Raw genomic sequence first — 25,557 nt, forward strand, 5'->3', positions numbered from 1 at the left:
CATGACGACCGAACAGGACTTCTACGCTGCCCCCGGCGACACCAGCCAGGGCAAGGTCTTCACCGTCTCCGGGCAGGACTGGGACTCCATCACGCAGAGCATCGGCGAGTCCGCCGAGGAGCGCGTGGTCGTCAACATGGGGCCGCAGCACCCGTCGACCCACGGCGTGCTCCGCCTCATCCTCGAGCTCGAGGGCGAGACGGTCACCGAGGCCCGCTGCGGCGTGGGCTACCTCCACACCGGCATCGAGAAGAACATGGAGTACCGCTCCTGGGTGCAGGGCGTGACGTTCTGCACGCGCATGGACTACCTGTCGCCGTTCTTCAACGAGGCGACGTACGTCCTCGGGGTGGAGCGGCTGCTCGACATCGAGGACGACATCCCGGAGAAGGCGCAGGTCATGCGCGTGCTCCTGATGGAGCTCAACCGCATCTCGTCCCACCTCGTGGCGATCGCCACCGGCGGCATGGAGATCGGCGCGCTCACCGTGATGACGATCGGCTTCCGCGAGCGCGAGCTGGTGCTCGACCTGTTCGAGCTGATCACCGGCCTGCGGATGAACCACGCCTTCATCCGCCCCGGCGGTGTCGCGCAGGACCTCCCGCCCGGTGCGCTCGACGAGATCCGCGACTTCATCGTCCTGATGAAGAAGCGCCTCCCCGAGTACGCCGCGCTCTGCAACGCCAACCCGATCTTCAAGGGCCGCCTCGAGGGCGTCGGCCACCTCGACCTGGCCGGCTGCATGGCGTTGGGCCTCACCGGTCCGGTGCTGCGCTCGACCGGTTACGCGTGGGACCTCCGCAAGACCCAGCCCTACAGCGGCTACGAGGACTACGACTTCGAGGTCCAGACCTGGGACACCTGCGACTCCTACGGTCGCTTCCGGATCCGGCTCAACGAGATGTGGGAGTCGCTCAAGATCGTCGAGCAGGCCGTCGACCGCCTCGCCGGCCTCGAGGGCGCGCCCGTGATGGTGGGCGACAAGAAGATCGCGTGGCCCAGCCAGCTCGCCATCGGCAGCGACGGCATGGGCAACAGCCTCGACCACATCCGCCACATCATGGGTGAGTCCATGGAGGCGCTGATCCACCACTTCAAGCTGGTCACCGAGGGCTTCCGGGTCCCGGCCGGCCAGGCCTACGTCCCGATCGAGTCGCCCCGCGGCGAGCTGGGCGCCCACGTCGTCTCCGACGGCGGTACGCGTCCCTTCCGCGCGCACTTCCGCGACCCGTCGTTCACCAACCTGCAGGCGACGAGCGTGATGAGCGAGGGCGGCATGGTCGCCGACGTCATCGTCGCCATCGCCTCCATCGACCCCGTCATGGGAGGCGTCGACCGATGAGCTCCACCGATTCAGCGCTGGACGAGAAGACCTGGGCCGAGCTGCGCGAGATCGCGGCCCGCTACCCCGAGGCGCGCTCGGGCCTGCTGCCGATGCTCCACCTCGTGCAGTCGGTCGAGGGCCGGGTCACCCCCGAGGGCATCGAGGCGTGCGCCGAGGTGCTCGGCATCAGCGCGGCCGAGGTCAACGGGGTGGCGACCTTCTACACGATGTACAAGCGCAAGCCCGTCGGTGACTACCACGTCGGCGTCTGCACCAACACGCTCTGCGCGGTCATGGGCGGCGACCTGATCTTCGAGCGGCTCAAGGACCACCTCGACGTCGGCAACGACGAGACCACCGAGGACGGCAAGGTGACGCTGGAGCACATCGAGTGCAACGCGGCCTGCGACTACGCCCCGGTGATGATGGTCAACTGGGAGTTCATGGACAACCAGACCCCCGAGTCCGCGGTCCAGGTCGTCGACGACCTGCGCGCCGGCAACGAGGTCCACTCCACCCGCGGTCCGCGGCTGTGCACGTGGCGCGAGGCCGAGCGCGTGCTCGCCGGGTTCCCCGACGACCGCGCCGACGAAGGTCCCGCGGCGGGCCCCGCCTCGCTGGTCGGGCTGAAGATCGCCCGTGACAACGGCTGGACCGCCGGTGGCACCTACGGCTCGCGCGAAAGCGACAAGGGAGAGACCACGTGACCGACACACTCACCCCCGTCCTGACGAACAACTGGGACGCCGAGCGCGCCTGGACCCTCGCGTCCTACGAGGAGCACGGTGGCTACGCCGCCCTCGACAAGGCCTTCGCGATGGCGCCCGACGACGTGATCACCGCCGTGAAGGACTCCGGCCTCCGCGGCCGCGGAGGCGCCGGCTTCCCCACCGGCATGAAGTGGGGCTTCATCCCGCAGGACAACCCGAAGCCGAAGTACCTCGTGGTCAACGCCGACGAGTCCGAGCCGGGCACCTGCAAGGACATCCCGCTGATGATGGCCAGCCCGCACACGCTGGTCGAGGGCGTCATCGTCAGCTCCTACGCGATCCGCGCCCACACCGCGTTCATCTACGTCCGCGGCGAGGTGCTCCACGTCGTGCGTCGCCTGCAGCGTGCGGTGCAGGAGGCCTACCTGGCCGGACACCTCGGCAAGAACATCCACGGCTCCGGCTACGACCTCGACCTGATCGTCCACACCGGCGCGGGTGCCTACATCTGCGGCGAGGAGACGGCGCTGCTCGAGGGCCTCGAGGGTCGTCGCGGCCAGCCCCGCCTGCGTCCGCCGTTCCCGGCGGTCGCCGGCCTCTACGCCAGCCCGACCGTCATCAACAACGTCGAGTCGATCGCGTCGGTGCCGAGCATCATCACCAACGGCGCCGCCTGGTTCGCCGGCATGGGCACCGAGAAGTCCAACGGCTACGGCATCTTCAGCCTGTCCGGCCACGTCGCCAACCCCGGCCAGTACGAAGCCCCGCTGGGCATCACCCTGCGCCAGCTCATCGACCTGGCCGGAGGCATGCGCGAGGGTCACGAGCTGAAGTTCTGGACGCCCGGCGGATCGAGCACCCCGCTCCTGACGCCCGAGCACCTCGACGTGCCGCTCGACTTCGAGTCGGTCGGCGCTGCCGGCTCGATGCTCGGCACCCGTGCGCTGCAGCTCTTCGACGAGACGACGTGCGTCGTCCGCGCGGTGCTGCGGTGGACCGAGTTCTACAAGCACGAGTCGTGCGGCAAGTGCACGCCGTGCCGCGAGGGCACGTGGTGGCTGACGCAGACGCTGGCCAAGCTGGAGAAGGGCGAGGGCAGCGAGTCCGACCTCGACCTCCTCCTCGACCAGTGCGACAACATCCTGGGCCGCTCGTTCTGTGCGCTCGGCGACGGTGCCACCAGCCCGATCTCGAGCTCGATCCAGCACTTCCGCGACGAGTACCTCGCGCACCTGTCCCACGGCGGCTGCCCGTTCGACCACGCCGCCTCCACTGTCTTCGCACCTGCGGGAGCCACTGCATGACCACCACTCCTGAGCGCACGGAGGTCGACACCGTCACGCTGACCATCGACGGCGTGCAGGTGAGCGTCCCCAAGGACACCCTGGTGATCCGCGCCGCCGAGCAGGTCGGCGTACAGATCCCGCGGTTCTGCGACCACCCGCTCCTCGACCCCGTCGGTGCATGTCGCCAGTGCCTGGTCGACATCCCCGACGCCGGCAACGGCCGCGGCTTCCCGAAGCCGCAGGCCTCCTGCACGCTGCCGGTCGCCGAGGGCATGGTCGTCAACACCCAGGCGACCAGCGAGGTGGCCGACAAGGCCCAGCAGGGCGTCATGGAGTTCCTGCTGATCAACCACCCGCTCGACTGCCCCGTCTGCGACAAGGGTGGCGAGTGCCCCCTGCAGAACCAGGCGATGAGCAACGGCCGCGGCGAGAGCCGCTTCGCCGAGGGCGGTGGCGTCAAGCGCACCTTCCCCAAGCCGATCAACATCTCCGCGCAGGTGCTGCTCGACCGTGAGCGCTGTGTCCTCTGCGCCCGCTGCACCCGTTTCTCCGAGCAGGTCGCGGGCGACCCGTTCATCGCCCTCGCCGAGCGTGGCGCGCTCCAGCAGGTCGCGATCTACGAGCGCGAGCCATTCGAGAGCTACTTCTCCGGCAACACCATCCAGATCTGCCCCGTCGGTGCCCTCACGTCGGCCGACTACCGCTTCCGCTCGCGGCCCTTCGACCTGGTCTCGACGCCGGGCGTGGCCGAGCACGACGCCTGCGGTGCCGCGATCCGCATCGACCACCGCCGCGGGAAGGTGATGCGCCGCCTCGCCGGCAACGAGCCCGAGATCAACGAGGAGTGGATCAGCGACAAGGACCGCTTCGGGTTCCGCTACGCGCAGGTCGAGGACCGGATCACCTACCCGCAGATCCGCGAGGACGGTGAGCTCCGCCCCGCGTCCTGGACCGAGGCCTTCGCCGTCGCCGCCCGTGGCCTCCGCGACGCAGGTGCCGCCGCCGTCCTCACCGGTGGTCGGCTGACCGCCGAGGACGCCTACGCCTACGCCAAGTTCGCCCGCGTCTCGCTCGGCACCAACGACGTCGACTTCCGCGCCCGCCCGCACAGCGCGGAGGAGGCCTCGTTCCTGGCCTCGCACGTCGCGCTGTCCGGTGACGTGACCTACTCCGACCTCGAGGCCGCGCCAGTCGTCGTGCTCCTCGGCCTCGAGCCCGAGGACGAGGCGGCGACGATCTTCCTGCGGCTGCGCAAGGCGGCCCGCCAGGGACGTACGCAGGTCGTGTCCGTCGCGCCCTGGAGCTCGCGCGGCCTGACGAAGATGAAGGGCCGACTGGTGCCCGCCGCCCCCGGCGCCGAGGTCGAGGCCATCGCCTCGCTCGCGGACGCCGAGCACGGCGTCTCCAAGGACGCGGTCATCCTCGTCGGCGAGCGCCTCGCCTCCACCCACGGCGCCCTCTCGGCCGCCGCCGACCTCGCCGCCCGCACCGGTGCCCGCCTCGCGTGGGTGCCGCGCCGGGCAGGTGACCGCGGCGCTGTCGAGGCCGGTGCCCTGCCCACGCTGCTGCCCGGTGGCCGCCCGCTCGCCGAGGCCTCTGCCCGCGTCGACGTGGCCGCCGCCTGGGGCACGCAGTCGCTGCCCGCCAAGGCCGGTCGCGACGGCAACGCCATCATCGCCGCGCTCGCCAAGGGCGACCTCGGCGGACTCGTCATCGGTGGCGTCGACCCCGACGACACCGCCGACCCGGCGGCGTTCCGCGCGGCGCTCGACACGGCCGGCTTCGTGGTCAGCCTCGAGCTGCGCGCGACCGACGTGACGGCCGTGGCCGACGTCGTGCTGCCGGTGGCGCCGATGACCGACAAGGCAGGCACGTTCGTCACCTGGGACGGCCGCGCCCGCGAGTTCGACGCAGTCTTCACCAACCCCGCGTCGCTCCCGGACCTCCGCGTCCTGGCCGGCATCGCCGACGAGCTCGCCGCGCTCGGCCAGGGCGCACCGCTCGGCTTCCGCACGGTCGCCGAGGTGCGCGCCGAGATGCAGTCCCTCGGCCCGTGGGACGGCGGCCGTCCGACCCTCGACGCCGGCAAGGCCCCGAAGGCGCCCAGGCCCAGCAAGGGGGCCGGCAAGGCCGGATCGTTCGCCCTCGCCACCTGGAAGCAGCTGATCGACCTCGGCTCGATGCAGGACGGGGAGGCGCACCTGCGCGCCACCGCCCGGCCTCCGGTCGTGCGCCTCAACCGGGCGGCGTACGAGTCCGTGTTCGGCCTCCTCGACGACACCGAGCCCGGCGGCAGCCGGCTCGCCACCGTCACCGGTGACCGTGGCAGCATCACGCTGCCCGTCGTGGTCGCCGACCTGCCCGACGGCGTGGTCTGGGTCCCGGCCCGGTCCTTCGGCCGCGGCGTCCTCGCCGAGCTCGCCTCGCCGGGCAGCTCGGTCACCGTGAAGGGAGCCACCACGTGAGCCTGCTCGCCGCCGACCTGCCCGACCCCGGGCTCGCGGCCTTCGGCCAGGACCCCTGGTGGGTCGTCCTGCTCAAGGCCGTCCTGATCTTCGTCGTCCTGGTCGTCCTGACCCTCTTCAACATCTGGTTCGAGCGCCGCGTCGTGGCCCGCATGCAGCACCGCGTCGGCCCCAACGTCCACGGACCGTTCGGGCTCCTGCAGTCGCTGGCCGACGGTGTGAAGCTGGCGCTCAAGGAGGACATCATCCCCAAGGCGGCCGACAAGGTCGTCTTCATCCTGGCCCCGGTCATCGCCGTCGTCCCGGCCTTCGTCACGTGGGCGGTCATCCCGCTCGGGCCCGAGGTCAACTTCTTCGGCCACCGCACGCCGCTGCAGCTCACCGACATGCCGGTCGCCGTGCTCTTCATGCTCGCGATCGCCTCGATCGGCATCTACGGCATCGTCCTCGGCGGCTGGTCGTCCGGGTCGACGTACTCCCTGCTCGGCGGACTCCGCTCGAGCGCGCAGATGATCTCCTACGAGGTCGCGATGGGTCTCGCGCTCGTCGCGGTCTTCCTCTACGCCGGCTCGATGTCGACCTCGGAGATCGTCGCCGCCCAGGACCGGCTGTGGTTCGGCCTGATCCTCGCTCCGTCGTTCGTGATCTACGTGATCTCGATGATCGGCGAGACCAACCGTGCCCCCTTCGACCTCCCCGAGGCCGAGGGCGAGCTGGTCGGCGGGTTCCACACCGAGTACTCGAGCCTCAAGTTCGCGCTGTTCTTCCTGGCTGAATACATCAACCTCGCCACCGTCTCGGCCATCGCCACCACGCTGTTCCTGGGCGGCTGGGCCGCGCCGTGGGGCGTCGAGAACGTGTGGGAGGGCGCCAACAGCGGCTACTGGCCCCTGCTCTGGTTCTTCGGCAAGGTCTTCATCTTCATCTTCCTGTTCGTCTGGCTGCGCGGCTCGCTGCCCCGCATGCGCTACGACCAGTTCATGGCGCTGGGCTGGAAGATCCTGATCCCGGTCGCGCTGGCCTGGACCGTCGCCGTCGCGACGATCCGCGTCATCTCCCTCGAGGCGGAGAACGGCATCAACCGGACCTACCTCGTCGCCGCGATCGCCGTGCTGCTCGTCCTGACCGTCGGGCTGATGTTCGTCCCCGAGCGCAAGGACGACGAGAGGGACGCGGCCGAGGCGGGCGACGAGCCGCACGACGCGTTCGCCGGCGGATTCCCCGTCCCGCCGATGCCGGCCGGAGGCGCCCGCCGCGGTGCTGCCGAGCCGCTGTCGTTCACCCACGCGCCGGGAGGCCGCACCACCGTCACCGCTTCAGCGGAGGAGAACCATGAGTGAGTCCAGCTCCAAGGGCATCAAGGAGAGCCTCTGGGACCCGGTCGCCGGGTTCGGGGTCACCTTCCGCACGATGTTCAAGAAGGTGGTCACCGAGCAGTACCCCTTCGAGAAGCTGCCCACGGCGCCGCGCTTCCACGGCCGCCACCAGCTCAACCGCTGGCCCGACGGCCTCGAGAAGTGCATCGGGTGTGAGCTGTGCGCCTGGGCGTGCCCGGCCGACGCCATCTACGTCGAGGGCGCGTCCAACAGCGACGCCCCCGACGCCGACGGCAACAGCCAGCGCTTCAGCCCCGGCGAGCGCTACGGCGCCGTCTACCAGATCAACTACCTGCGCTGCATCCTCTGCGGCCTGTGCATCGAGGCGTGCCCGACGCGCGCGCTGACGATGACGAACGAGTACGAGCTGGCCGACAACAACCGGGCTGACCTGATCTACGAGAAGTCCGACCTGCTCGCCCCGCTGCTGCCCGGCATGGAGGAGCCCCCGCACGCGATGCGGCTCGGCGACGACGAGGGCGACTACTACCGCGGCAACTACAGCGCCCGCGCCACCGACCCGGCCGTCGTGGGCGGAGAGGCCCAGGCGCAGGAGCAGTGGACCAGCGCGAGCGAGAAGGAGGCCTGATGACCTTCTGGATCCTCGCCCCGATCATGGTGGCGGCTGCGCTCGGCATCCTGTTCGTCCGCAAGGCCGTCCACGCCGCGCTGCTGCTCGCCGTGGTGATGATCAGCATCGCGTTCCTCTACGCCGTCATGGACGCGCCGTTCCTCTTCGCGGTCCAGATCATCGTCTACACCGGCGCCATCCTGATGCTGTTCCTCTTCGTGATGATGCTGATCGGCGTCGACGCCTCCGATTCGACCGTGGAGACGATCCGCGGCCAGCGGGTGATGGCCGTCGTGCTCGGCCTCCTCTTCGGCACCGTCCTCGTGGTCGGCATCAGCCAGGTCACCTTCGGCGCCGTCGTCGGCCTCGACGAGGCCAACAGCGGCGGCAACGTGCCGGCCATCGCCAACATCCTGTTCTCGCGCTACGTCTTCGCCTTCGAGGCCACCAGCGCGCTGCTGATCACCGCCGTCCTCGGCGCGATGGTGCTCGCCCACCGCGAGCGCCTGACGCCCAAGGCCACGCAGGCGAGCCTCGCCGCGCAGCGCATCCGCGACTTCGGTGACCACGGCAAGCACCCCGGCCCGCTGCCGTCGCCCGGTGTCTACGCCCGCCACAACGCGGTCGACACCCCGGCCCTGCTGCCCGACGGCACGGCCGCCGAGTCGTCCGTCTCCCGGGTCCTCGCGGCCCGCGGCACGGTCCGCTCCGCCCCGGCGCTCGCAGACGACATCGACGTGGTCACCGCCCAGATAGGTGACCCGTCCGGCATGCCCGAGACCTCCGGCAAGGCCGGCGCTCCTGCGAACACGGAAGAGGACGTCAAGTGAGTGAGTACGTCGTCCTGTCCGCGATCCTGTTCACGATCGGCTGCGTCGGTGTGCTCACCCGCCGCAACGCGCTCGTGGTGTTCATGTGCGTCGAGCTGATGCTCAACGCCTGCAACCTCGCGTTCGTCGCCTTCGCCAAGCAGCACGGCAACCTCGACGGCCAGATCACCGCCTTCTTCGTGATGGTCGTGGCAGCAGCCGAGGTCGTCATCGGGCTCGCGATCATCATGACCATCTTCCGCACGCGACGCTCGGCCTCGGTCGACGACGCCAGCCTGCTGAAGTACTGAGGGAGCACCTGTGAACCTCCTGTCCCAGACAGTCCGCCTCGCCGAGGAGGGCGGTGCGGCACACGCTCCCGTGGTCGCTCCCGACACCGGCGCCGGCGGCGTGTTCGACCTGCTCTGGCTGGTCATCGCGCTGCCGCTGCTCGGTGCCTTCCTGCTGCTCGCCGTCGCCCCGTTCCTCCAGGGCTCGCTCAAGGCGGCCGCCGACAAGCACGGCCACCTGGTCGGCACGGCCATGTCCGCGCTGTCGTTCGTGCTCAGCCTGGTGCTGTTCTTCGCGCTGCTCGGCCGAGGTGCCGAGGAGCGGCAGGTCGGCCAGCAGCTCTGGACCTGGTTCGAGACCGGCTCGATCAGCGTCGGCATGGACCTGCTCTACGACCCGCTGGCCGCGCTGTTCCTGCTGCTGATCACCGGCGTGGGCTCGCTGATCCACGTCTACGCCATCGGTTACATGGAGCACGACGCCCGCCGTCGCCGCTTCTTCGGCTACCTCAACCTCTTCGTCGCGGCGATGCTCACGCTGATCCTCTCGGCGAACTTCGTGGGCCTGTTCCTGGGCTGGGAGGGCGTCGGCCTGGCGTCGTACCTCCTCATCGGCTTCTGGCAGCACAAGCCGTCCGCCGCCGCGGCCGCCAAGAAGGCGTTCGTCGTCAACCGCGTCGGTGACATCGGCCTCTCGCTCGCCATCGCCCTGATGTTCGCGACGTTCGGCACCACCGACTTCGCCGGCGTCAGCGAGGTGGCCGGCGAGGCGTCGCAGGACACCCTCACCGCGCTCGGCCTGCTGCTCCTGCTCGGTGCGTGCGGCAAGTCGGCGCAGGTGCCGCTGCAGTCCTGGCTCCTCGACGCGATGGAGGGCCCGACCCCGGTGTCGGCCCTCATCCACGCGGCGACCATGGTCACCGCCGGCGTCTACCTCGTGGTCCGGTCCAACTTCATCTTCGAGCTCGCCCCGATCGCGCAGACCGCGGTCGTGGTCGTCGCGACGGTCACGCTCCTCTGGGGTGCGATCCTCGGTTGCGCCAAGGACGACATCAAGAAGGCGCTCGCGGGCTCGACGATGAGCCAGATCGGCTACATGATGCTCGCCGCAGGCCTCGGTCCGGCCGGCTACCCCTACGCGATCTTCCACCTGCTGACGCACGGTTTCTTCAAGGCCAACATGTTCCTGGGAGCCGGCTCGGTGATGCACGGGATGGACGACGACGTCGACATGCGCCACTACGGGGCGCTCCGCAAGGCGATGCCGGTCACCTTCCTGACCTTCGCGATGGGCTACCTCGCGATCATCGGCTTCCCGGGCTTCTCCGGCTTCTGGTCCAAGGACCGGATCATCGAGACCGCGCTCGCGGAGAACCTGCTCGTCGGGCTCCTCGCGCTGCTCGGCGCCGGCATCACCGCGTTCTACATGACCCGCCTGATGCTGATGACGTTCTTCACCGAGAAGCGCTGGGAGAAGGACGTGCACCCGCACGAGTCGCCCAAGGTGATGGCGGTGCCGCTGATCGTGCTGGCGGCCCTCTCCGTCCTCGGCGGCGTGCTCCTGCTCGGCGACTGGATCAAGACCTGGCTCGAGCCGGTCACCGGCACCGTGGAGCACCACGAGCCCCCGCTGCCGGCGATCGTGATCACGCTGATCATCACCGCGGTCGTCGCGATCGGCGTCGCCGCTGCCTGGTTCCTCGTCGGCAAGCGCGACGTCCCGCGCGAGGCCCCGCAGGACGTCTCGTTCGCGACCCGCGCGGCACGCGCCGACCTCTACGGCGACGCGATCAACGACGCGGTCGTCGTACGACCCGGGGCGTCGCTCGTCGGCGGTCTGGCCACGTTCGACCGGGTCGGTGTCGACGGTGCGGTCGAGGGCGGCTCCGCCGCGGTCGGCGGCCTGTCCACCGCGATGCGTCGCCTCCAGAACGGCTTCGTCCGCTCGTATGCCCTGTCCGTCCTCGCCGGTGCGCTGCTCCTGGTCCTGGCCCTCCTGGCGGTGAACCTCGCATGATCCTGACCATCCTGATCCTCCTGCCGCTGGTCGGCGCGCTCGTGACGGCGTTCTCGCCGGCCGCGCTCGCCCGACTGGTCGGAATCGGCTTCGCCGGTGCCACGCTGCTCGCCGGCGTCGTCGCCGCGGTGCAGTACGAGGTCGACGCGGGCATGCAGCTCACCGAGACCTACGTCTGGATCGAGTCGCTCGGCGTGCACTACGCGCTGGGCGTCGACGGGCTCGGCATCCTCATGGTGCTGCTGACCGTCGTCCTCGTCCCGATCGTCCTCCTCGCCGGGTGGCGCGAGTCCGACGCCGAGGGCAACAGCGGCGCGAAGTCCTTCTTCGCCTGGACCCTCGCCCTCGAGGCGATGTCGCTGGCCGTCTTCACGGCGACCGACGTGCTGCTGTTCTACGTCGTCTTCGAGGCCACGCTGATCCCGGCGTACTTCCTCATCGGCGGCTTCGGGCGCAGCGGCCGCGGCCGCGCGGCGACGAAGTTCCTGATCTACCAGCTCGCCGGTGGGCTCGTGATGCTCGCCTCGGTGATCGGTCTCTACGTCGTCTCGGCGAACTCCGGCACGCCGAGCTTCCTGCTCAGCGACCTCGCCGCGATCGACATCGACCCGATCACGCAGCGCTGGCTCTTCGCGGGCTTCTTCATCGCCTTCGCGATCAAGGCGCCGATGTTCCCGGTCCACACGTGGCTCGCGGACACCACCGAGAAGGCGACGCCCGGCACCTCGGTGCTGCTCGTCTGCATCCTCGACAAGATCGGCACCTTCGGCATGCTGCGGTTCTGCCTCGGCCTGCTGCCGGACGCCTCGCAGTGGGCGACGCCCGCTGTGGTCGTGCTCGCGCTGATCTCGATCATCTACGGCGCGCTGGTCGCGATCGGCCAGGACGACGTCCTGCGCCTGATCGGTCTCACGTCGCTGTCGCACTTCGGCTTCATCGTGCTCGGCATCTTCGTGTTCAGCCCGACCGGCGGCACCGGCGCGATCCTCTACATGGTCAACCACGGCATCGCGACCGCGCTGATGTTCCTCGTCGCCGGCTTCCTGATCCAGCGCACCGGGACCGCGTCGATCCGGGAGATGGGCGGTGTCGAGAAGTCGGCGCCGGTGCTTGCCGGGTTCTTCCTCGTCGGCGGGCTCGCCGCCGCAGGCCTGCCCGGCCTGTCGCCGTTCGTCTCCGAGATGATGGTGATCATCGCCGCCTTCGACCACCACTGGCTGGTCGGCTCGGTCGCGGTCCTCGCGATCGTCCTCGCGGCCTTCTACGCGCTCTGGATGTACCAGCGCACGATGACCGGCCCCGGGACCACCCCGGTGGCCGACCTCGACAAGCGTGAGGTCGGGATCCTCGCCCCGCTCGCGCTCGCGCTCGTGGTCTTCGGCTTCTTCCCGATGCCGCTGCTGGACGTCATCAATCCCGTCGTCGACGACACTCTCGCCCAGGTGGGCATCGCCCAGGAGGGTGGTCAGCAGTGATCGAGTTCACCAAGCCCAGCGTCGAGTACTTCGAACTCTGGCCCCTCCTCGTCGTCTTCGGCGCCGCCTGCCTCGGCGTCGTCGTGGAGGCCTTCGTGCCGCGCGCCCTGCGCTACGCCAGCCAGGTGGGCCTGGCGCTCGCCGGCCTCGTGGCCGCGCTGGTGGGCGTCGTGCTGGTCGCGCGGGACGTGCAGACGTACGACGACGGTGCCGCGCGCGGCATCCTCGCGGTCGGCGGCACGATCGCCGTCGACGGACCGAGCCTCTTCATCTGGGGCCTCGTGCTGGCCCTCGCGATCGGCGGCATCCTGCTCTTCGCCGAGCGCCACCTCGACGGCGGCTCGTCGGCGTTCGCCGGCCAGGCGTCCGCGGTACCCGGGACCGACGCGGAGACCGCCGCGGTCGCGGCCCGCCGCGAGCACACCGAGGTCTACCCGCTGATGATGTTCGCGGTCTTCGGGATGATGCTCTTCCCGGCGGCCAACGACCTGCTGACGATGTTCGTCGGCCTCGAGGTCCTGTCGCTGCCGCTCTACCTCCTGTCCGGGCTGGCGCGCCGTCGCCGCCTGCTGAGCCAGGAGGCGGCCCTCAAGTACTTCCTCCTCGGTGCCTTCTCGTCCGGCTTCTTCCTCTACGGCGCCGCCCTGCTCTACGGCTACGCCGGCTCGATGGACTTCGCCGCGATCAACGAGGCCGTCCGCAACGACGTCGGCAGCAGCAGCCTGCTGCTCATCGGCACCGGCCTGCTGTCGGTCGGCCTGCTCTTCAAGGTCGGCGCGGTCCCGTTCCAGGCGTGGACCCCCGACGTCTACCAGGGCGCCCCGACCCCGGTCACCGCGTTCATGGCGGCCGGCACCAAGGTCGCCGCTTTCGGCGCGATCATGCGCCTGTTCTACGTCGCGCTCGGCGCGGACCGTTGGTCGTGGCAGCCGATGATGTGGATCATCGCGATCCTGTCGATGTTCGTCGGCGCCGCGCTGGCCATCACCCAGAGCGACATCAAGCGCCTCCTGGCCTACTCGTCCGTGGCGCACACCGGCTTCATCCTCACCGGCGTCCTCGGCCTGCAGGCATCCGACCAGCTCGCCGTCGGCGAGATCACGTCGGTCCAGGCGGTGCTGTTCTACCTGACGACCTACGGCTTCGCGACGCTCGGCGCCTTCGCCGTCGTCAGCCTCGTCCGCGACGCCGGTGGCGAGACGACCGCGATCGACCGCTGGGCCGGGCTCGGCAAGGAGTCGCCCGTCGTGGCGGCGGTCTTCGCCTTCTTCCTCCTCGCGATGGCGGGCATCCCGCTCACCTCCGGGTTCGTCGGCAAGCTGGCCGTCTTCTCCGTGGCGCTCGCCGCCGGCGCGTGGCCGGTCGTGGTCGCCGCCGTGCTCGCGAGCATCGTGGCCGCGTACCTCTACATCAAGGTCATCAAGGTCATGTACTTCGACGAGCCGGTCGGTGACGGCCCGAGCGTCGCGTACCCCTCGGTGCTGACCGCGACCACCATCGCCGTGGGAGCGGCCGTGACGCTGGTGCTCGGCGTGCTGCCGGGGCCGGTGCTCGACCTCGCGGCCGTTGCTGGAGAATTCATCAGGTGAGAGACTCGCCCCTCGCCCTGCCCGTCGTCGACGCCGAGCTCGAGCAGCGGCTCGTCGGTCGACTGGCGCGCATCGAGGAGCTGCTCGCCGAGCACTGCCAGGGACGCACCCCTTACGTCACGCAGGCCGCGACCCACCTGATGACGGCCGGCGGCAAGCGCTTCCGCCCGCTGCTGGTGCTGCTCGCCGCCGAGGCCGGGCCGAACCCCGAGGCCGAGGAGGTGCACACCGCGGCCTGCGTGGTGGAGCTCACCCACGTCGCCTCGCTCTACCACGACGACGTGATGGACGAGGCAGCGCTGCGCCGCGGTGCCGACACCGCCAACGCGCGCTGGGACAACCACGTCGCAATCCTCACCGGCGACTTCCTCTTCGGGAAGTCGTCCGAGCTGACCGCCGACCTCGGCCCCGACGCCGTACGCATCCAGGCGCAGACGTTCACCAGCCTCGTCGAGGGCCAGATCCTCGAGACCGTGAAGCCCGGGCCCGGCGAGGACCCGCTGGCCCACTACCTCGAGGTCGTCGCCGGCAAGACCGGCTCGCTGATCGCGACCTCCGCCCGCTACGGCGCGATGTTCTCCGGCGCGACCCCGGAGGTCGTCGAGGCACTGCGGGCCTACGGCGAAATCGTCGGCTCCGCCTTCCAGCTCTCCGACGACATCCTCGACATCGCCTCCGAGTCGGTCACCTCCGGCAAGACCCCCGGCACCGACCTGCGCGAGGGCGTGCCGACGCTCCCGGTCCTGATGGCCCAGGCGTCGACGGACCCCGCGGACGCCCGGCTCCTCGAGCTGCTCGGCCGCCCGCTCACCGACGACGCCGAGCACGCCGAGGCCCTCGACCTGCTCCGCCGGCACCCGGCGATGGACGAGGCCAAGGCCTACGTCCTCGGCCAGACGACCGAGGCGAAGAAGCAGCTCGAAGCCCTCGAGCCCGGCCCCGCGCGCACGGCGCTCGAGTCCTTCGCTGACGTGGTCGCCACCCGCAGCTCCTGACGATCGTCAACCTCGTCCTGACGCCACCTCCCTGGGGGTGGGCCCGCCCGGCGGGTCCCGGCTTTACCTTGCAGCCCCACCACCTTCCAGAGTCTCGAGGGCTGCATGTCTCGTCCGCTCCGCCTCCTGTCCGTGCTCGTCGCCGTCGTCCTCGCCCTGGCTGGGATCCAGGCATTGACCCTGTCGGGCTCCGCCGCTCCACCGGGCGGCTACTGGACGGCGACCGACCAACGGCCCGGAGGTGACAAGGGGGCGATCGAGCGACGGGTCGAGCCCAGGCGCTCGGCGGCCTTCACCCTCGACCGCGCCGGGCTCCGGTCAGCGCTCGCTCAAGCCCCGACCGAGGACGCCGCACGCGCCGCCGACTCCGGCGCGGTCGTCACCGTCCCGGCTCCCAACGGCGACCTCGTCGAGTTCCGCATCCACGAGGTCGCGGTCATGGAGGCGGGTCTCGCCGCCAAGCACCCCGAGCTGAAGACCTACGCCGGCCGCGCCGTGGGCGACCCGACGGCGACGATCCGGCTCGACCTGACCCCGATGGGTTTCCACGCCTCGGTGCGCGGCTCGGGCAACCAGGCGGCGTGGTACGTCGACCCCGCCTGGAACGGCGACGACAGCCTCTACCTCTCCTACCGCAACGGCGACCTGCCGCGCAGCGACCGCGGACTGGTCGAGCCCGAGCTCGACCAGGACACCCTGAAGGACGTCATTGCCAACGCGGGTGAGGCGCCCGGCGCCGAGGTGTCGCTGCGGACCTACCGGCTCGCGCTCGTGACGGACCCGTCCTACGCCGCCTACTTTGGCACCCAGAACGTCCTCGCCGAGAAGGTGACCCTGATGAATCGGGTCAACCAGATCTACAACGACGACCTGGCGATCCGGATGGTGCTGATCGACGAGACCGACAAGCTCAATCTCGACACCGCCGCCAAGGCAACCGAGGCCAACGGCCCCTGCGGCTCGGCCGCCTGCTTCACGACCGCGCAGATCACGAGCTGTGGCGGCTCCACGCTGAACCGCAACCGCATCGTTCTCGGCCAGCTCGTCGGCGCCTCGAGCTACGACGTCGGCCACATCGCCCTTGGCGTCAACGGTGGTGGCGTCGCCGGTCTCGGCGTGATCGGCGGCGACGGCAAGGCGCGCGGCTGCACGGGCGTCCCGACGCCTGAGGGTGACTACTTCGCGGTCGACTACGTGGCCCACGAGATGGGGCACCAGTTCGGCGGCCCCCACACGTTCAACGGCACGGAGTTCAACTGCTCCGGCGGCAACCGCAGCGCAGGATCGGCGTACGAGCCCGGTTCGGGCAGCTCGATCATGGCCTACGCCGGCATCTGCCAGCAGGACAACCTCCAGCCCCACAGTGACCCCTACTTCTCGCAGCGCAGCATCACCGACATCAGCACCACGGTGACGGCCACCCGCACCGCCATCAACGACGTGCAGACGGTCTCGCTGCGCGCCTTCGACACCGACGGTGAGTCGTTCACGCTGACGGTCAACGGCACGCAGACCACCCCGATCACCCGCGGCACCACCTACTCCCTCGCGGGCATCGACGCGGCCATCGAGGCCGTGACGGGCGTCGCCACCGTCGACGTGCGTGGGTTCGGTGGCTCGAACACGCTCGACGACAGCGGCTTCGAGGTGCGCTTCACCGGTGCGCCGTACGCCGGCACCGACGTCGCCGCGATGGCCATCTCGCCTGCGTCGGGTGACCTCACCGGCTTCGTGGGCGAGACCGCCCAGGGCGGTCCGCAGCGCAACGGCGGCTCCACGATCGCTGCGTCGGGCAACCGGGCACCCGTCGTCACCGCGCCGGAGACCAAGACGATCCCGCTGCGTACGCCGTTCGCGCTGACCGGCTCGGCGACGGACGCCGACGGTGACCCGATCGTCTACATCTGGGAGCAGAACGACCGGGCCGGGACGCTTGCCACGACGCTGGGCAGCCAGACCAAGCTGGACGGACCGCTCTTCCGGATCTTCGGGGCCTACGCGCCGGTGACGCCGGCGGGCACGCTCCAGATCGGCTCGCCCGGGGAGAACCTCGCCACGTCGAGCCCGACGCGGGTGTTCCCCGACATGGAGCAGGTCCTCGCCAACAACACCAACGCACTCACGGGCACCTGTCCCGCGATGCCGGCCAAGCCGCCGAGCGGCAGTGCGACGAACGTCCCGGTCCCGGTGATCGAGTGCTTCGCCGAGTGGCTCCCGACCGCCGACTACGTGGGCGCTGCCAACACCTCCCAGCCGCCCGGCAACGTGGAGCCGTCGCTCAACTTCCGGCTCACGGCCCGTGACCTCGCTCCCGAGGGTGGCGGCTACTCCTACGCGGACGTCAAGCTCCTGCTCGACCGCACCCCGAACGCGACGCCGTTCCGGGTGACGTCGAAGGGTGCCACGTCCGCTGCGGCCGTGGGTGGACGCACCGAGACGATCTACTGGACGGCCAACACCACCGCGATGTCGCCCAACGTGAAGATCTCGCTGTCCACCGACGGTGGCAGGACGTTCCCGACGGTGCTCGCGGAGAGCACGCCCAACGACGGCAACACCCAGGTGACCTGGCCCGACGTGAACACCACGACGGCCCGGATCAAGGTCGAGGCGGTGGAGAACTACTTCTTCGACGTCAACGACGCGGACATCACCATCACCGGCACCCAGCCGCCGACGACGAACCCGACGCCGACGACGACGACCCCGACCCCGACCGCGACGCCCACCACCCCGCCCGCGACGGCGGACCAGGTGCCGCCGAGGATCGGGACCAAGATGGTGAAGCCGGTCGAGGTCGGCACCCGCGTCAAGCTGCGGGTGACGGTCCGGGCCGACGACGTCGTCCCGTCGGGCAAGGTCCGGATCACGCTCCGCGGCCTCGGCAAGAAGAGGTCGTGGACGGAGACGCTCACCAGGCGTGGCCGCGCGAGCGTCCTGCTGCCGTCGTTCAAGCGCACCGGCAAGGTCAAGGTCGTCGTGAGGTACCGCGGCGACGAGGCGGTCGAGGCCGGACGCAAGGTGATCAAGTTCTCGGTCGTCGATCGCGGCCGTACGAGATGACATGAGCTGAGCAGGCGAGGGGCCACCGGTCGGACGACTGGTGGCCCCTCGCTGTGTCTCTGCCAGCGGTGGTTCGGCTCAGACGGCGGAGGCGTGCGCGACGAGCCGCAGCTGCTGGCGCCGGTGGTTGAGCGCCTCGATGGTGAAGACCACCAGCGCGAGCCAGACCAGGCCGAAGCCGATCCAGCGGCTGGCGGGCATCGCCTCGTCGAACACGGTGAGGCCGAGGGCGAACTGGATCGTCGGTGCGAGGTACTGCAGGAGCCCGAGGGACACCATCGAGACCCGGATCGCGGCCGCGCCGAACAACATGAGCGGCACCGCGGTGATGATCCCGGTGGTGGTGAAGAGGAGCGCGTGGCTGGTCCCGTGCGAGCCGAAGCTGGACACCCCGGTCGACATCAGCCACACGATGTAGGCCACCGCGAACGGCGTCAGCACCGCGGTCTCCACCGTGATGCTCTCGACCGCGCCGACCCCGGCCTGCTTCTTGAGCAGCCCGTAGGTGCCGAACGAGAACGCGAGGAGGAGCGCGATCCACGGCGGGCGGCCGTAGTCGACCGCCAGCACGACCACCGCGACGAAGGCGATCACCATCGCCATCCACTGCAAGCGGCGGAGCCGCTCGCCGAGGACGAACACGCCCATCAGCACCGTCACGAGCGGGTTGATGAAGTAGCCGAGGGCAGTCTCCACGACGCGGCCGTTGTTGACGCCCCAGATGTACCCGCCCCAGTTGAGCGTGATGACCACGGCCGCGCAGCAGATGAGCAGCAGCCGGTGCCGGTCGCGCAGCAGGGCCTTCAGCTGCGACAACCGGCGCAGCAGCACGACCAGCACGACCATGACCAGGCTCGACCACGCGATGCGGTGGGCCAGGATCTCGATGGCGCCACCCGGCTCGAGCAGGGTCCAGTAGAGCGGGAAGGTGCCCCACATGACGTAGGCCAGCGCGCCGAGCAGCAGTCCGCGGCGGCTATCTGGCACTCCGGGAGTCTAGGGCGGCCATGTCGCCTACGATGGGGCGGTCCGGGGTTGGGACCCCGCGTCACCCGAACGTCATCGTCTCTCGAGGGGGAGTTCAACATGCGGAAGTTCCGCGCCTTACTGGCAGCACTCATCGCTGCGCTGCTCGTCGGAGGTGTGCTCGCCACTGGCGCCACCGCCGGCTCGCTGCCCAAGCGCATCATCGACGAGGTGCCGCCGGGCACCAAGCAGGTCTCCTACAACGCCTTCAAGCTCAAGGGCACCGTGATGGAGCCGCAGGTGGACGGCACCCTGCTGCCCTACGCCGAGCAGAAGGTGAAGATCCAGAAGAAGAAGTGCGGCACCTGCAAGTGGAAGACGGTCAAGAAGATCAAGACCGACGCCGCCGGTGCCTACAAGACCAAGATCTACGCCCCCGAGAAGGGTCGCTGGAAGTGGCGCTCGAAGGTCGACCACTCCAACGGATACGGCAACACCAAGGGCAAGGTCTGGACGCTCTACTTCGACTGACCCTGCGACTGCCGGACGATCAGAGGATCGTCCAGGTGTCGCCGCCGCCGATCAGCGCCGCCAACCGGGCGGACTGGTCGGCGGTGTCGTTGTCGGACACCCCGCTGCGCGAGGTCGCGACCTGCTCGCGGGCCTGGTCGTCGTACGTCGGTCGCTCCACCTGTCGGAAGATGCCGATCGGCGAGGTGTTGAGGTAGCCCGAGTCGGTCAGCCGCGAGATCGCGAAGGCCAACGTCGGGTCGGCGCTGTGGGCGTCGTGGACCACGATGTCCGTCGCGGCCACGTCGGCGGTCGCCGCGATCTTCACGCCGCCGGTCGCCTCGTCGCGCACCAGGCACTTGGCGCCCTTCCCTGCTGACGGGCCGTCCTCGAGCGTGGCTCCGAAGGTCACGGGCTCACCGTGCACGAGGGGGATGAGGGCGTCGGCCTTGGTCTCGGGCGACTTGATCGCGTCGAAGGCGCCGTCGTTGAAGATCGGGCAGTTCTGGTAGATCTCGACCAGCGACGTGCCGCGGTGGGCGGCGGCCGCGGCGAGGACCGCCGTGAGGTGCTTGCGGTCGGAGTCGATGGTGCGTGCCACGAAGGTCGCCTCCGCGCCGAGCGCGAGCGACACCGGGTTGAACGGGTGGTCGAGCGATCCCATCGGGGTCGACTTGGTGACCTTGCCGGTCTCCGAGGTGGGGGAGTACTGCCCCTTGGTCAGGCCGTAGATCCGGTTGTTGAAGAGCAGGATCGTCATGTTCACGTTGCGTCGCAGGGTGTGGATCAGGTGGTTGCCGCCGATCGACAGCGCGTCGCCGTCGCCGGTGACGACCCACACCGAGAGGTCCTCGCGCGCGGTGGCGATGCCCGTGGCGATCGTCGGCGCGCGGCCGTGGATCGAGTGCATGCCGTAGGTGTCGAGGTAGTAGGGGAAGCGCGACGAGCAGCCGATGCCGGAGACGAAGACGATGTTCTCGCGGCGCAGGCCGAGGTCGGGCAGGAAGGACTGCACGGCCTTGAGCACGGCGTAGTCACCGCAGCCGGGGCACCAGCGCACCTCCTGGTCGGAGGTGAACTCCTTGCTGGTCTGGGGTCCGTCGGCGGCCGGCACCTGCTCCGTGCCGGAGCGCATCGCGGGGAGGCCGAGCTCGGTGAGCGGGGAGGTGGTCATCAGATGTGCTCCTTCTGGGTGGGCTCGCCCCAGACGCCCAGCTCGATGTCGATCCCCTCGGCCTGGCCGACCAGCTCGCCGATGGCGTGGGCGAGCTCGGTGGCCTTGAGGGGCAGTCCGCGGACGTGGTTGTAGCCGACGGCGTCGACGAGGTACTTCCCGCGCAGCAGCAGCGACAGCTGGCCGAGGTTCATCTCGGGCACGAGCACCTTGTCGTAGCGCTTCAGGACCTCGCCGAGGTTGCTCGGGAAGGGGTTGAGGTGGCGCAGGTGGGCCTGGGCGACCTGGTAGCCGGCTTTGCGCACGCGGCGCACGCCGGCGCCGATCGGGCCGTAGGTCGAGCCCCAGCCGATGACGAGCACCTTGGCCTCGCCGGAGGGGTCGTCGACCTCGATCAGCGGGATGGTGTCGGCGATCCGGTCGACCTTGGCCTGGCGGGTGCGGACCATGAAGTCGTGGTTGGCGGGGTCGTAGGAGATGTTGCCGTGCCCGTCGCCCTTCTCCAGCCCGCCGATGCGGTGCTCGAGCCCGGGCGTGCCGGGGATGGCCCACGGCCGGGCGAGGGTCGCCTCGTCGCGGAGGTAGGGCCAGAACTCCGCCCCGTCGCCCGAGCCGTGGTTCTTCTCGGTCGCGAAGTCGGGGTCGATCACGGGCAGCTCGTCGACGATGGGCACCCGCCACGGCTCGGAGCCGTTGGCGAGGTAGCCGTCGGAGAGCAGCAGCACGGGCGTGCGGTAGGTGACGGCGATCCGGGTCGCCTCGACCGCGGCCGCGAAGCAGTCGCCGGGCGACTGCGGGGCCACGATCGGCACGGGCGCCTCGCCGTTGCGGCCGAACATCGCCTGCAGCAGGTCGGCCTGCTCGGTCTTCGTGGGCAGTCCGGTGGAGGGGCCGCCTCGCTGGACGTCGACGACGACGAGCGGCAGCTCGGTCATCACGGCGAGGCCGATGGCCTCGGACTTCAGCGCCACTCCGGGGCCCGAGGTCGACGTGACGCCGAGGTGACCGGCGTACGACGCCCCGATGGCGGCACCGACGCCGGCGATCTCGTCCTCCGCCTGGAACGTCGTGACGCCGAAGGACTTGTGCTTCGACAGCTCGTGGAGGATGTCGGAGGCCGGGGTGATCGGGTAGGTGCCGAGGAACAGGGGCAGGCCGGACTGCACGCTCCCGGCGACCAGGCCGTAGGCGAGCGCGAGGTTGCCGGTGATGTTGCGGTAGGTGCCGGGCGGCATCACTGCCGGCTTGATCTCGTACTGGACCGCGAAGGCCTCGGTCGTCTCGCCGAAGTTCCAGCCGGCCTTGAACGCGGCCACGTTGGCGTCGCGGATGTCGGGCACCTTGGCGAACCGCTTGGCGAGGAACGAGGTCGTCGGGTCGGTCGGGCGGCCGTACATCCACGACAGGAGGCCGAGGGCGAACATGTTCTTCGCGCGCGAGGCGTCCTTGCGGGAGAGGCCGAACTCCTTGACCGCCTCGATCGTCATGCCCGTGAGGTCGACGGTGTGGAGGGCGTAGGCGTCGAGGCTGTCACCCTCGAGCGGGTTCTCCTGGTAGCCGGCCTTGGTCAGGTTGCGCGCGGTGAAGTCGTGGGTGTCGACGATGATCGTCGCGCCCTTGTGCAGGTCGCCGAGGTTGGCGCGCAGCGCGGCGGGGTTCATCGCGACGAGCACGTCGGGGGCGTCGCCCGCGGTGAGGATGTCGTGGTCGGCGAAGTGGACCTGGAAGGACGAGACGCCCGGGAGGGTGCCCTGGGGCGCCCGGATCTCCGCGGGGAAGTTGGGCAGCGTCACCAGGTCGTTGCCGAAGGCTGCGGTCTCCTGGGTGAAGCGGTCGCCCGTGAGCTGCATGCCGTCGCCGGAGTCGCCGGCGAACCGGATGATGACGCGATCCAGCTGCTTGACCTGCTTGGCCGATCCACTCACCTGTGCCCTGCTTCCCTGCGCGCATTCCATGTGTTCCGGGGACCTTCCCCCGCGCTACCACAGTAGTCGCGCAAGGGTGGTCCGGACGGCCCTCCCCACGTGATGGACGCCTCCTTCACGCGTGGCCCACGGGGTGCGTGATCCACGACACGCGTCCGAACGACGGGCAATGTCATCGACGTCCATAAAGTCATGTATCTTTCTCGACATTGCTCACCGATCAAGAAAGTCGAGATCCCCCCATGCAGATCCGTTCACGTGCCGCTCTCGCGGCCGCACTCGTCGGGGCACTGGCCCTCTCCGCCTGCTCGCCCGGCGGCGCCAGCAGTGAGGGCGACGCGGACAACACCATCTCCATCGTCGGCTTCGCCGTGCCCGAGGCCGCGAACAAGAACATCGCCGCCGAGTTCAACAAGACCGACGAGGGCGAGGGCGTGCAGTTCCAGACGTCCTACGGACCGTCGGGCGACCAGAGCCGCGCGGTCGTCGCCGGCCTCGAGGCGGACTACGTCCACTTCTCCGTCCCGACCGACGTAACCCGCCTGGTCGACGAGGGCCTCGTGGCCGACGACTGGGACTCGGGTGAGAACAAGGGCGTCGTGTCGCGCTCGGTCGTCGTCTTCGGCGTCCGCGACGGCAACCCCAAGAACATCAAGACCTGGGCCGACCTGATCAAGCCCGGCGTCGAGATCGTGACTCCCAACCCCGCGTCCTCCGGCGCCGCGCGCTGGAACGCCCTCGCCGCCTACGGCCAGGTCATCAGCGACGGCGGCACCGAGGAGGAGGCCACCGACTACGTCGACAAGTTCTTCAAGAACGTCGTCTCGCTGCCGAGCAGCGGCCGTGACGCGACCACCGCGTTCCTCGGCGGCACCGGCGACGTGCTGATGGCCTACGAGAACGAGGCCATCCTCGCCGCGCAGAACGACGAGGGCTTCGAGTACGTCCTCCCGGACACCTCGCTGCTCATCGAGAATGCCGGCGCCATCCTCGAGGACGCCTCCGCGCCCTCGCAGGCCTGGCTGGACTACGTCCTCTCCGACGAGGGCCAGAAGCAGTTCGCCCTGACCGGCTTCCGCCCGATCCGCGACGACGTCGACTACGGCGGCACCGTCGAGGGCGCGACCGACCCGTCCAACCCGTTCCCCGAGGTCCCGACCCTGCTCACCGTCGACAACGACTTCGGTGGCTGGGACGAGGTGTCGACGAAGTTCTTCGACGAGGAGAACGGCCTGATCTTCACCGCCATCCTCAACGCCGGTCTCTCGCTCGAGTGAGCTGACCGATCTCCACATGACATCGACTGAGATCGCACGCGTCCGACCGGCGAGGACTCCTCGCCGGTCGGGCCCGCGCTCCACGCTCACGCGGTCGTCGGGGCTCGGGCTCGGCATCGCCATGATCTGGTTCAGCGCGCTGGTCCTGATCCCCCTGGTGGCCGTGGTCGTCACCGCGATCGACGGCGGCTGGACCGTCTTCTGGAACACCATCACCAACGGCCAGACGATGTCCGCCATCAAGCTCACCGTCTTCACCGCCGCGGGCGTCACGCTCGTCAACGTCATCATGGGCCCGCTCATCGCCTGGGTGCTGGTGCGCGACCGCTTCTGGGGCAAGTCGGTCCTCGAGGTGATGATCGACATCCCGTTCGCCCTCCCGACCATCGTGGCGGGCCTCGTGCTGCTGTCCCTCTACGGCAACGCTGACAGCCCGCTGGGCATCGACATCGCCAACGAGAGGCCGGCCGTCTTCCTGGCCTTCCTCTTCGTCACGCTGCCGTTCGTGGTCCGCATGGTCCAGCCGGTGCTCGAGGAGCTCGAGCTCGACGTCGAGGAGGCGGCGGCGTCCCTGGGCGCCAGCCGGATGACCACGTTCCGGCGCATCATCCTGCCGAGCCTCACGCCCGCCATCGCGGCCGGCGCTGCCCTGTCGTTCGCCCGCGGCGTCAGCGAGTACGGCTCGCTGGTGCTGCTGTCGGGCAACCTCCCCTTCAAGACCGAGGTCACCTCCGTGCGCATCCTGAGCAGCATCGAGAACGACAACGTCGCGGCTGCCGCTGCCGTGGCGACGGTCCTGCTGGCGATCTCACTCGCCGTCATCGTGCTGCTCGACGTCCTCCAGAGGCGGGTGGCTGCACGTGGCTGACACCCTGATGCCCGAGATCGTCGAGGCGCCGCCCGTCGAGGAGCGTCGCCGGGCGCCGCGCGTCGGCAGGACGCCGACGACGTACGTCCTCCGCTTCGTCGCCACCGCCTACCTGTTCCTCTTGGTGGCGTGGCCGGTGTCACTGGTCGTCACGCGCACCTTCGACGGCGGGTTCGCCTCGATCCAGTCGCTGCTCGAGGACCCCGACACGGTCGTCGCGCTGCAGCTGAGTGCGTACGTCGCCTTCTTCTCCGTCCTGATCAACACGCTCTTCGGCGTGGGGATCTCGCTGCTGCTGGTGCGCCAGCAGTTCCCGGGCAAGCGCGTGCTCAACGCCCTGCTCGACATCCCGCTGTCGGTCTCGCCGATCGTGGTCGGTCTGGCGCTCGTGCTCGTCTACAGCGGCCGCAACGGCTGGTTCGGGTCGGCGCTGTCGAGCATCGGTTTCCAGGTCATCTTCTCCACTCCCGGCATCATCATGGCGACGACCTTCGTGGCGCTGCCGCTGATGATCCGCGAGATCGTGCCGGTGCTCGAGGAGATCGGCATCGAGCAGGAGCAGGCCGCCCAGAGCCTCGGCGCCAACGCGATGCAGCGCTTCTGGCGGATCACCCTGCCGTCCATCAAGTGGGGGATCGTGTACGGCGTCGTGCTGACGCTGGCCCGCTCGCTCGGCGAGTTCGGCGCGGTCAAGGTCGTCTCGGGCAACGTCCTGGGCCAGACCCGCACCGCCACCCTCGTGGTCGAGGAGAAGTACCTCAACTTCGACCAGCAGGGCGCCTACGCGACCGCGTTCCTCCTGGCGATGGTCTCGGTGGCCTGCATCGTCGTCGTCGCCATCATCCGACCCAAGAACCACGCCTGAGC

General features: G+C 69.8%; 20 protein-coding genes. 17 read left to right on the plus strand and 3 right to left on the minus strand.

The window, feature by feature from the left end; all coding sequences use genetic code 11:
- Position 1 precedes the first annotated feature (1 nt).
- The 13 genes from EUA06_RS13265 to EUA06_RS13325 all read left to right on the plus strand — a co-directional run bounded on the left by EUA06_RS13265 (position 2) and on the right by EUA06_RS13325 (position 17,970).
- The gene (locus EUA06_RS13265; protein WP_129476447.1) at positions 2 to 1,342 is read left to right on the plus strand and encodes an NADH-quinone oxidoreductase subunit D; all 1,341 of its coding nucleotides are present in this window, start codon (positions 2 to 4) and stop codon (positions 1,340 to 1,342) included.
- Positions 1,339 to 2,031, plus strand: coding sequence for an NADH-quinone oxidoreductase subunit NuoE (nuoE, locus tag EUA06_RS13270; RefSeq protein ID WP_129476449.1), 693 nt, complete (start codon positions 1,339 to 1,341; stop codon positions 2,029 to 2,031). Before EUA06_RS13265 ends, nuoE begins: the two co-directional genes overlap by 4 nt.
- Entirely contained in the window at positions 2,028 to 3,338 is a 1,311-nt protein-coding gene (nuoF, locus tag EUA06_RS13275; protein WP_129476452.1) for an NADH-quinone oxidoreductase subunit NuoF, read from the plus strand. The genes nuoE and nuoF overlap by 4 nt, the downstream gene beginning before the upstream one ends.
- Positions 3,335 to 5,785 (plus strand): NADH-quinone oxidoreductase subunit G, encoded by a 2,451-nt coding sequence (locus EUA06_RS13280; RefSeq protein ID WP_129476454.1) that lies wholly within the window; start codon positions 3,335 to 3,337, stop codon positions 5,783 to 5,785. Before nuoF ends, EUA06_RS13280 begins: the two co-directional genes overlap by 4 nt.
- Before the next feature lie 2 nt (positions 5,786 to 5,787).
- Complete coding sequence (gene nuoH, locus EUA06_RS13285) at positions 5,788 to 7,125, plus strand: NADH-quinone oxidoreductase subunit NuoH (protein WP_422879756.1); 1,338 nt, start codon at positions 5,788 to 5,790, stop codon at positions 7,123 to 7,125.
- Positions 7,118 to 7,750 carry an NADH-quinone oxidoreductase subunit NuoI gene (gene nuoI, locus EUA06_RS13290; RefSeq protein ID WP_129476459.1) on the plus strand — a complete coding sequence of 211 codons (633 nt, stop codon included), beginning with the start codon at positions 7,118 to 7,120 and terminating at the stop codon, positions 7,748 to 7,750. Before nuoH ends, nuoI begins: the two co-directional genes overlap by 8 nt.
- Positions 7,750 to 8,562, plus strand: coding sequence for an NADH-quinone oxidoreductase subunit J (locus EUA06_RS13295; RefSeq protein ID WP_129476461.1), 813 nt, complete (start codon positions 7,750 to 7,752; stop codon positions 8,560 to 8,562). Before nuoI ends, EUA06_RS13295 begins: the two co-directional genes overlap by 1 nt.
- Complete coding sequence (gene nuoK / locus EUA06_RS13300) at positions 8,559 to 8,852, plus strand: NADH-quinone oxidoreductase subunit NuoK (RefSeq protein WP_129476463.1); 294 nt, start codon at positions 8,559 to 8,561, stop codon at positions 8,850 to 8,852. The genes EUA06_RS13295 and nuoK overlap by 4 nt, the downstream gene beginning before the upstream one ends.
- Before the next feature lie 70 nt (positions 8,853 to 8,922).
- Complete coding sequence (gene nuoL / locus EUA06_RS13305; protein ID WP_242498149.1) at positions 8,923 to 10,848, plus strand: NADH-quinone oxidoreductase subunit L; 1,926 nt, start codon at positions 8,923 to 8,925, stop codon at positions 10,846 to 10,848.
- On the plus strand, positions 10,845 to 12,323 hold the full coding sequence (locus tag EUA06_RS13310) for an NADH-quinone oxidoreductase subunit M (RefSeq protein WP_129476466.1): 1,479 nt from the start codon (positions 10,845 to 10,847) through the stop codon (positions 12,321 to 12,323). The genes nuoL and EUA06_RS13310 overlap by 4 nt, the downstream gene beginning before the upstream one ends.
- Positions 12,323 to 13,912 carry an NADH-quinone oxidoreductase subunit NuoN gene (nuoN, locus tag EUA06_RS13315; protein WP_129476600.1) on the plus strand — a complete coding sequence of 530 codons (1,590 nt, stop codon included), beginning with the start codon at positions 12,323 to 12,325 and terminating at the stop codon, positions 13,910 to 13,912. Before EUA06_RS13310 ends, nuoN begins: the two co-directional genes overlap by 1 nt.
- Complete coding sequence (locus EUA06_RS13320; protein WP_129476469.1) at positions 13,909 to 14,907, plus strand: polyprenyl synthetase family protein; 999 nt, start codon at positions 13,909 to 13,911, stop codon at positions 14,905 to 14,907. Before nuoN ends, EUA06_RS13320 begins: the two co-directional genes overlap by 4 nt.
- 105 nt (positions 14,908 to 15,012) lie before the next feature.
- Positions 15,013 to 17,970, plus strand: a complete 2,958-nt coding sequence (locus tag EUA06_RS13325; protein ID WP_129476472.1) for a reprolysin-like metallopeptidase — start codon at positions 15,013 to 15,015, stop codon at positions 17,968 to 17,970.
- 78 nt (positions 17,971 to 18,048) lie between these two features.
- On the opposite strand, the gene rarD is transcribed toward EUA06_RS13325, so the two are convergent.
- Positions 18,049 to 18,957: an EamA family transporter RarD gene (rarD, locus tag EUA06_RS13330; protein ID WP_129476475.1), complete on the minus strand. Its 909-nt coding sequence runs from the start codon at positions 18,955 to 18,957 to the stop codon at positions 18,049 to 18,051.
- A 99-nt stretch (positions 18,958 to 19,056) separates the two neighbouring features.
- On the opposite strand from rarD, the gene EUA06_RS13335 reads away from it, so the two are divergent.
- Complete coding sequence (locus EUA06_RS13335) at positions 19,057 to 19,467, plus strand: hypothetical protein (RefSeq protein WP_129476478.1); 411 nt, start codon at positions 19,057 to 19,059, stop codon at positions 19,465 to 19,467.
- 19 nt (positions 19,468 to 19,486) lie between these two features.
- Here the strand turns inward: EUA06_RS13335 and EUA06_RS13340 are convergent, their stop codons facing one another.
- Entirely contained in the window at positions 19,487 to 20,620 is a 1,134-nt protein-coding gene (locus tag EUA06_RS13340) for a 2-oxoacid:ferredoxin oxidoreductase subunit beta (protein WP_129476481.1), read from the minus strand.
- Positions 20,620 to 22,545, minus strand: a complete 1,926-nt coding sequence (locus EUA06_RS13345) for a 2-oxoacid:acceptor oxidoreductase subunit alpha (protein WP_242498138.1) — start codon at positions 22,543 to 22,545, stop codon at positions 20,620 to 20,622. Before EUA06_RS13345 ends, EUA06_RS13340 begins: the two co-directional genes overlap by 1 nt.
- A 242-nt stretch (positions 22,546 to 22,787) precedes the next feature.
- Between EUA06_RS13345 and EUA06_RS13350 the strand changes: the two genes are divergently transcribed.
- From EUA06_RS13350 to EUA06_RS13360, 3 genes are read left to right on the plus strand one after another with little or no spacing between them, the layout of a single operon-like run.
- Positions 22,788 to 23,822 (plus strand): sulfate ABC transporter substrate-binding protein, encoded by a 1,035-nt coding sequence (locus tag EUA06_RS13350; RefSeq protein ID WP_129476486.1) that lies wholly within the window; start codon positions 22,788 to 22,790, stop codon positions 23,820 to 23,822.
- Between the two features lie 16 nt (positions 23,823 to 23,838).
- Positions 23,839 to 24,690, plus strand: a complete 852-nt coding sequence (cysT, locus tag EUA06_RS13355) for a sulfate ABC transporter permease subunit CysT (RefSeq protein ID WP_129476488.1) — start codon at positions 23,839 to 23,841, stop codon at positions 24,688 to 24,690.
- On the plus strand, positions 24,683 to 25,555 hold the full coding sequence (locus tag EUA06_RS13360; RefSeq protein WP_242498139.1) for a sulfate ABC transporter permease: 873 nt from the start codon (positions 24,683 to 24,685) through the stop codon (positions 25,553 to 25,555). Before cysT ends, EUA06_RS13360 begins: the two co-directional genes overlap by 8 nt.
- Positions 25,556 to 25,557 lie beyond the last annotated feature (2 nt).

The organism is Nocardioides glacieisoli, from assembly GCF_004137245.1.
Taxonomy (GTDB): Bacteria; Actinomycetota; Actinomycetes; order Propionibacteriales; family Nocardioidaceae; genus Nocardioides; species Nocardioides glacieisoli.

Bases quoted from the DNA above. Each gene is read 5' to 3' on its own strand.
- EUA06_RS13265 (WP_129476447.1), top strand. From the start codon at position 2: ATGACGACCGAACAGGACTTCTACGCTGCCCCCGGCGACACCAGCCAG.
- nuoE (WP_129476449.1), top strand. From the start codon at position 1,339: ATGAGCTCCACCGATTCAGCGCTGGACGAGAAGACCTGGGCCGAGCTG.
- EUA06_RS13280 (WP_129476454.1), top strand. From the start codon at position 3,335: ATGACCACCACTCCTGAGCGCACGGAGGTCGACACCGTCACGCTGACC.
- nuoI (WP_129476459.1), top strand. From the start codon at position 7,118: ATGAGTGAGTCCAGCTCCAAGGGCATCAAGGAGAGCCTCTGGGACCCG.
- EUA06_RS13295 (WP_129476461.1), top strand. From the start codon at position 7,750: ATGACCTTCTGGATCCTCGCCCCGATCATGGTGGCGGCTGCGCTCGGC.
- EUA06_RS13310 (WP_129476466.1), top strand. From the start codon at position 10,845: ATGATCCTGACCATCCTGATCCTCCTGCCGCTGGTCGGCGCGCTCGTG.
- EUA06_RS13325 (WP_129476472.1), top strand. From the start codon at position 15,013: ATGTCTCGTCCGCTCCGCCTCCTGTCCGTGCTCGTCGCCGTCGTCCTC.
- EUA06_RS13335 (WP_129476478.1), top strand. From the start codon at position 19,057: ATGCGGAAGTTCCGCGCCTTACTGGCAGCACTCATCGCTGCGCTGCTC.
- EUA06_RS13340 (WP_129476481.1), bottom strand. From the start codon at position 20,620: ATGACCACCTCCCCGCTCACCGAGCTCGGCCTCCCCGCGATGCGCTCC.
- EUA06_RS13350 (WP_129476486.1), top strand. From the start codon at position 22,788: ATGCAGATCCGTTCACGTGCCGCTCTCGCGGCCGCACTCGTCGGGGCA.
- cysT (WP_129476488.1), top strand. From the start codon at position 23,839: ATGACATCGACTGAGATCGCACGCGTCCGACCGGCGAGGACTCCTCGC.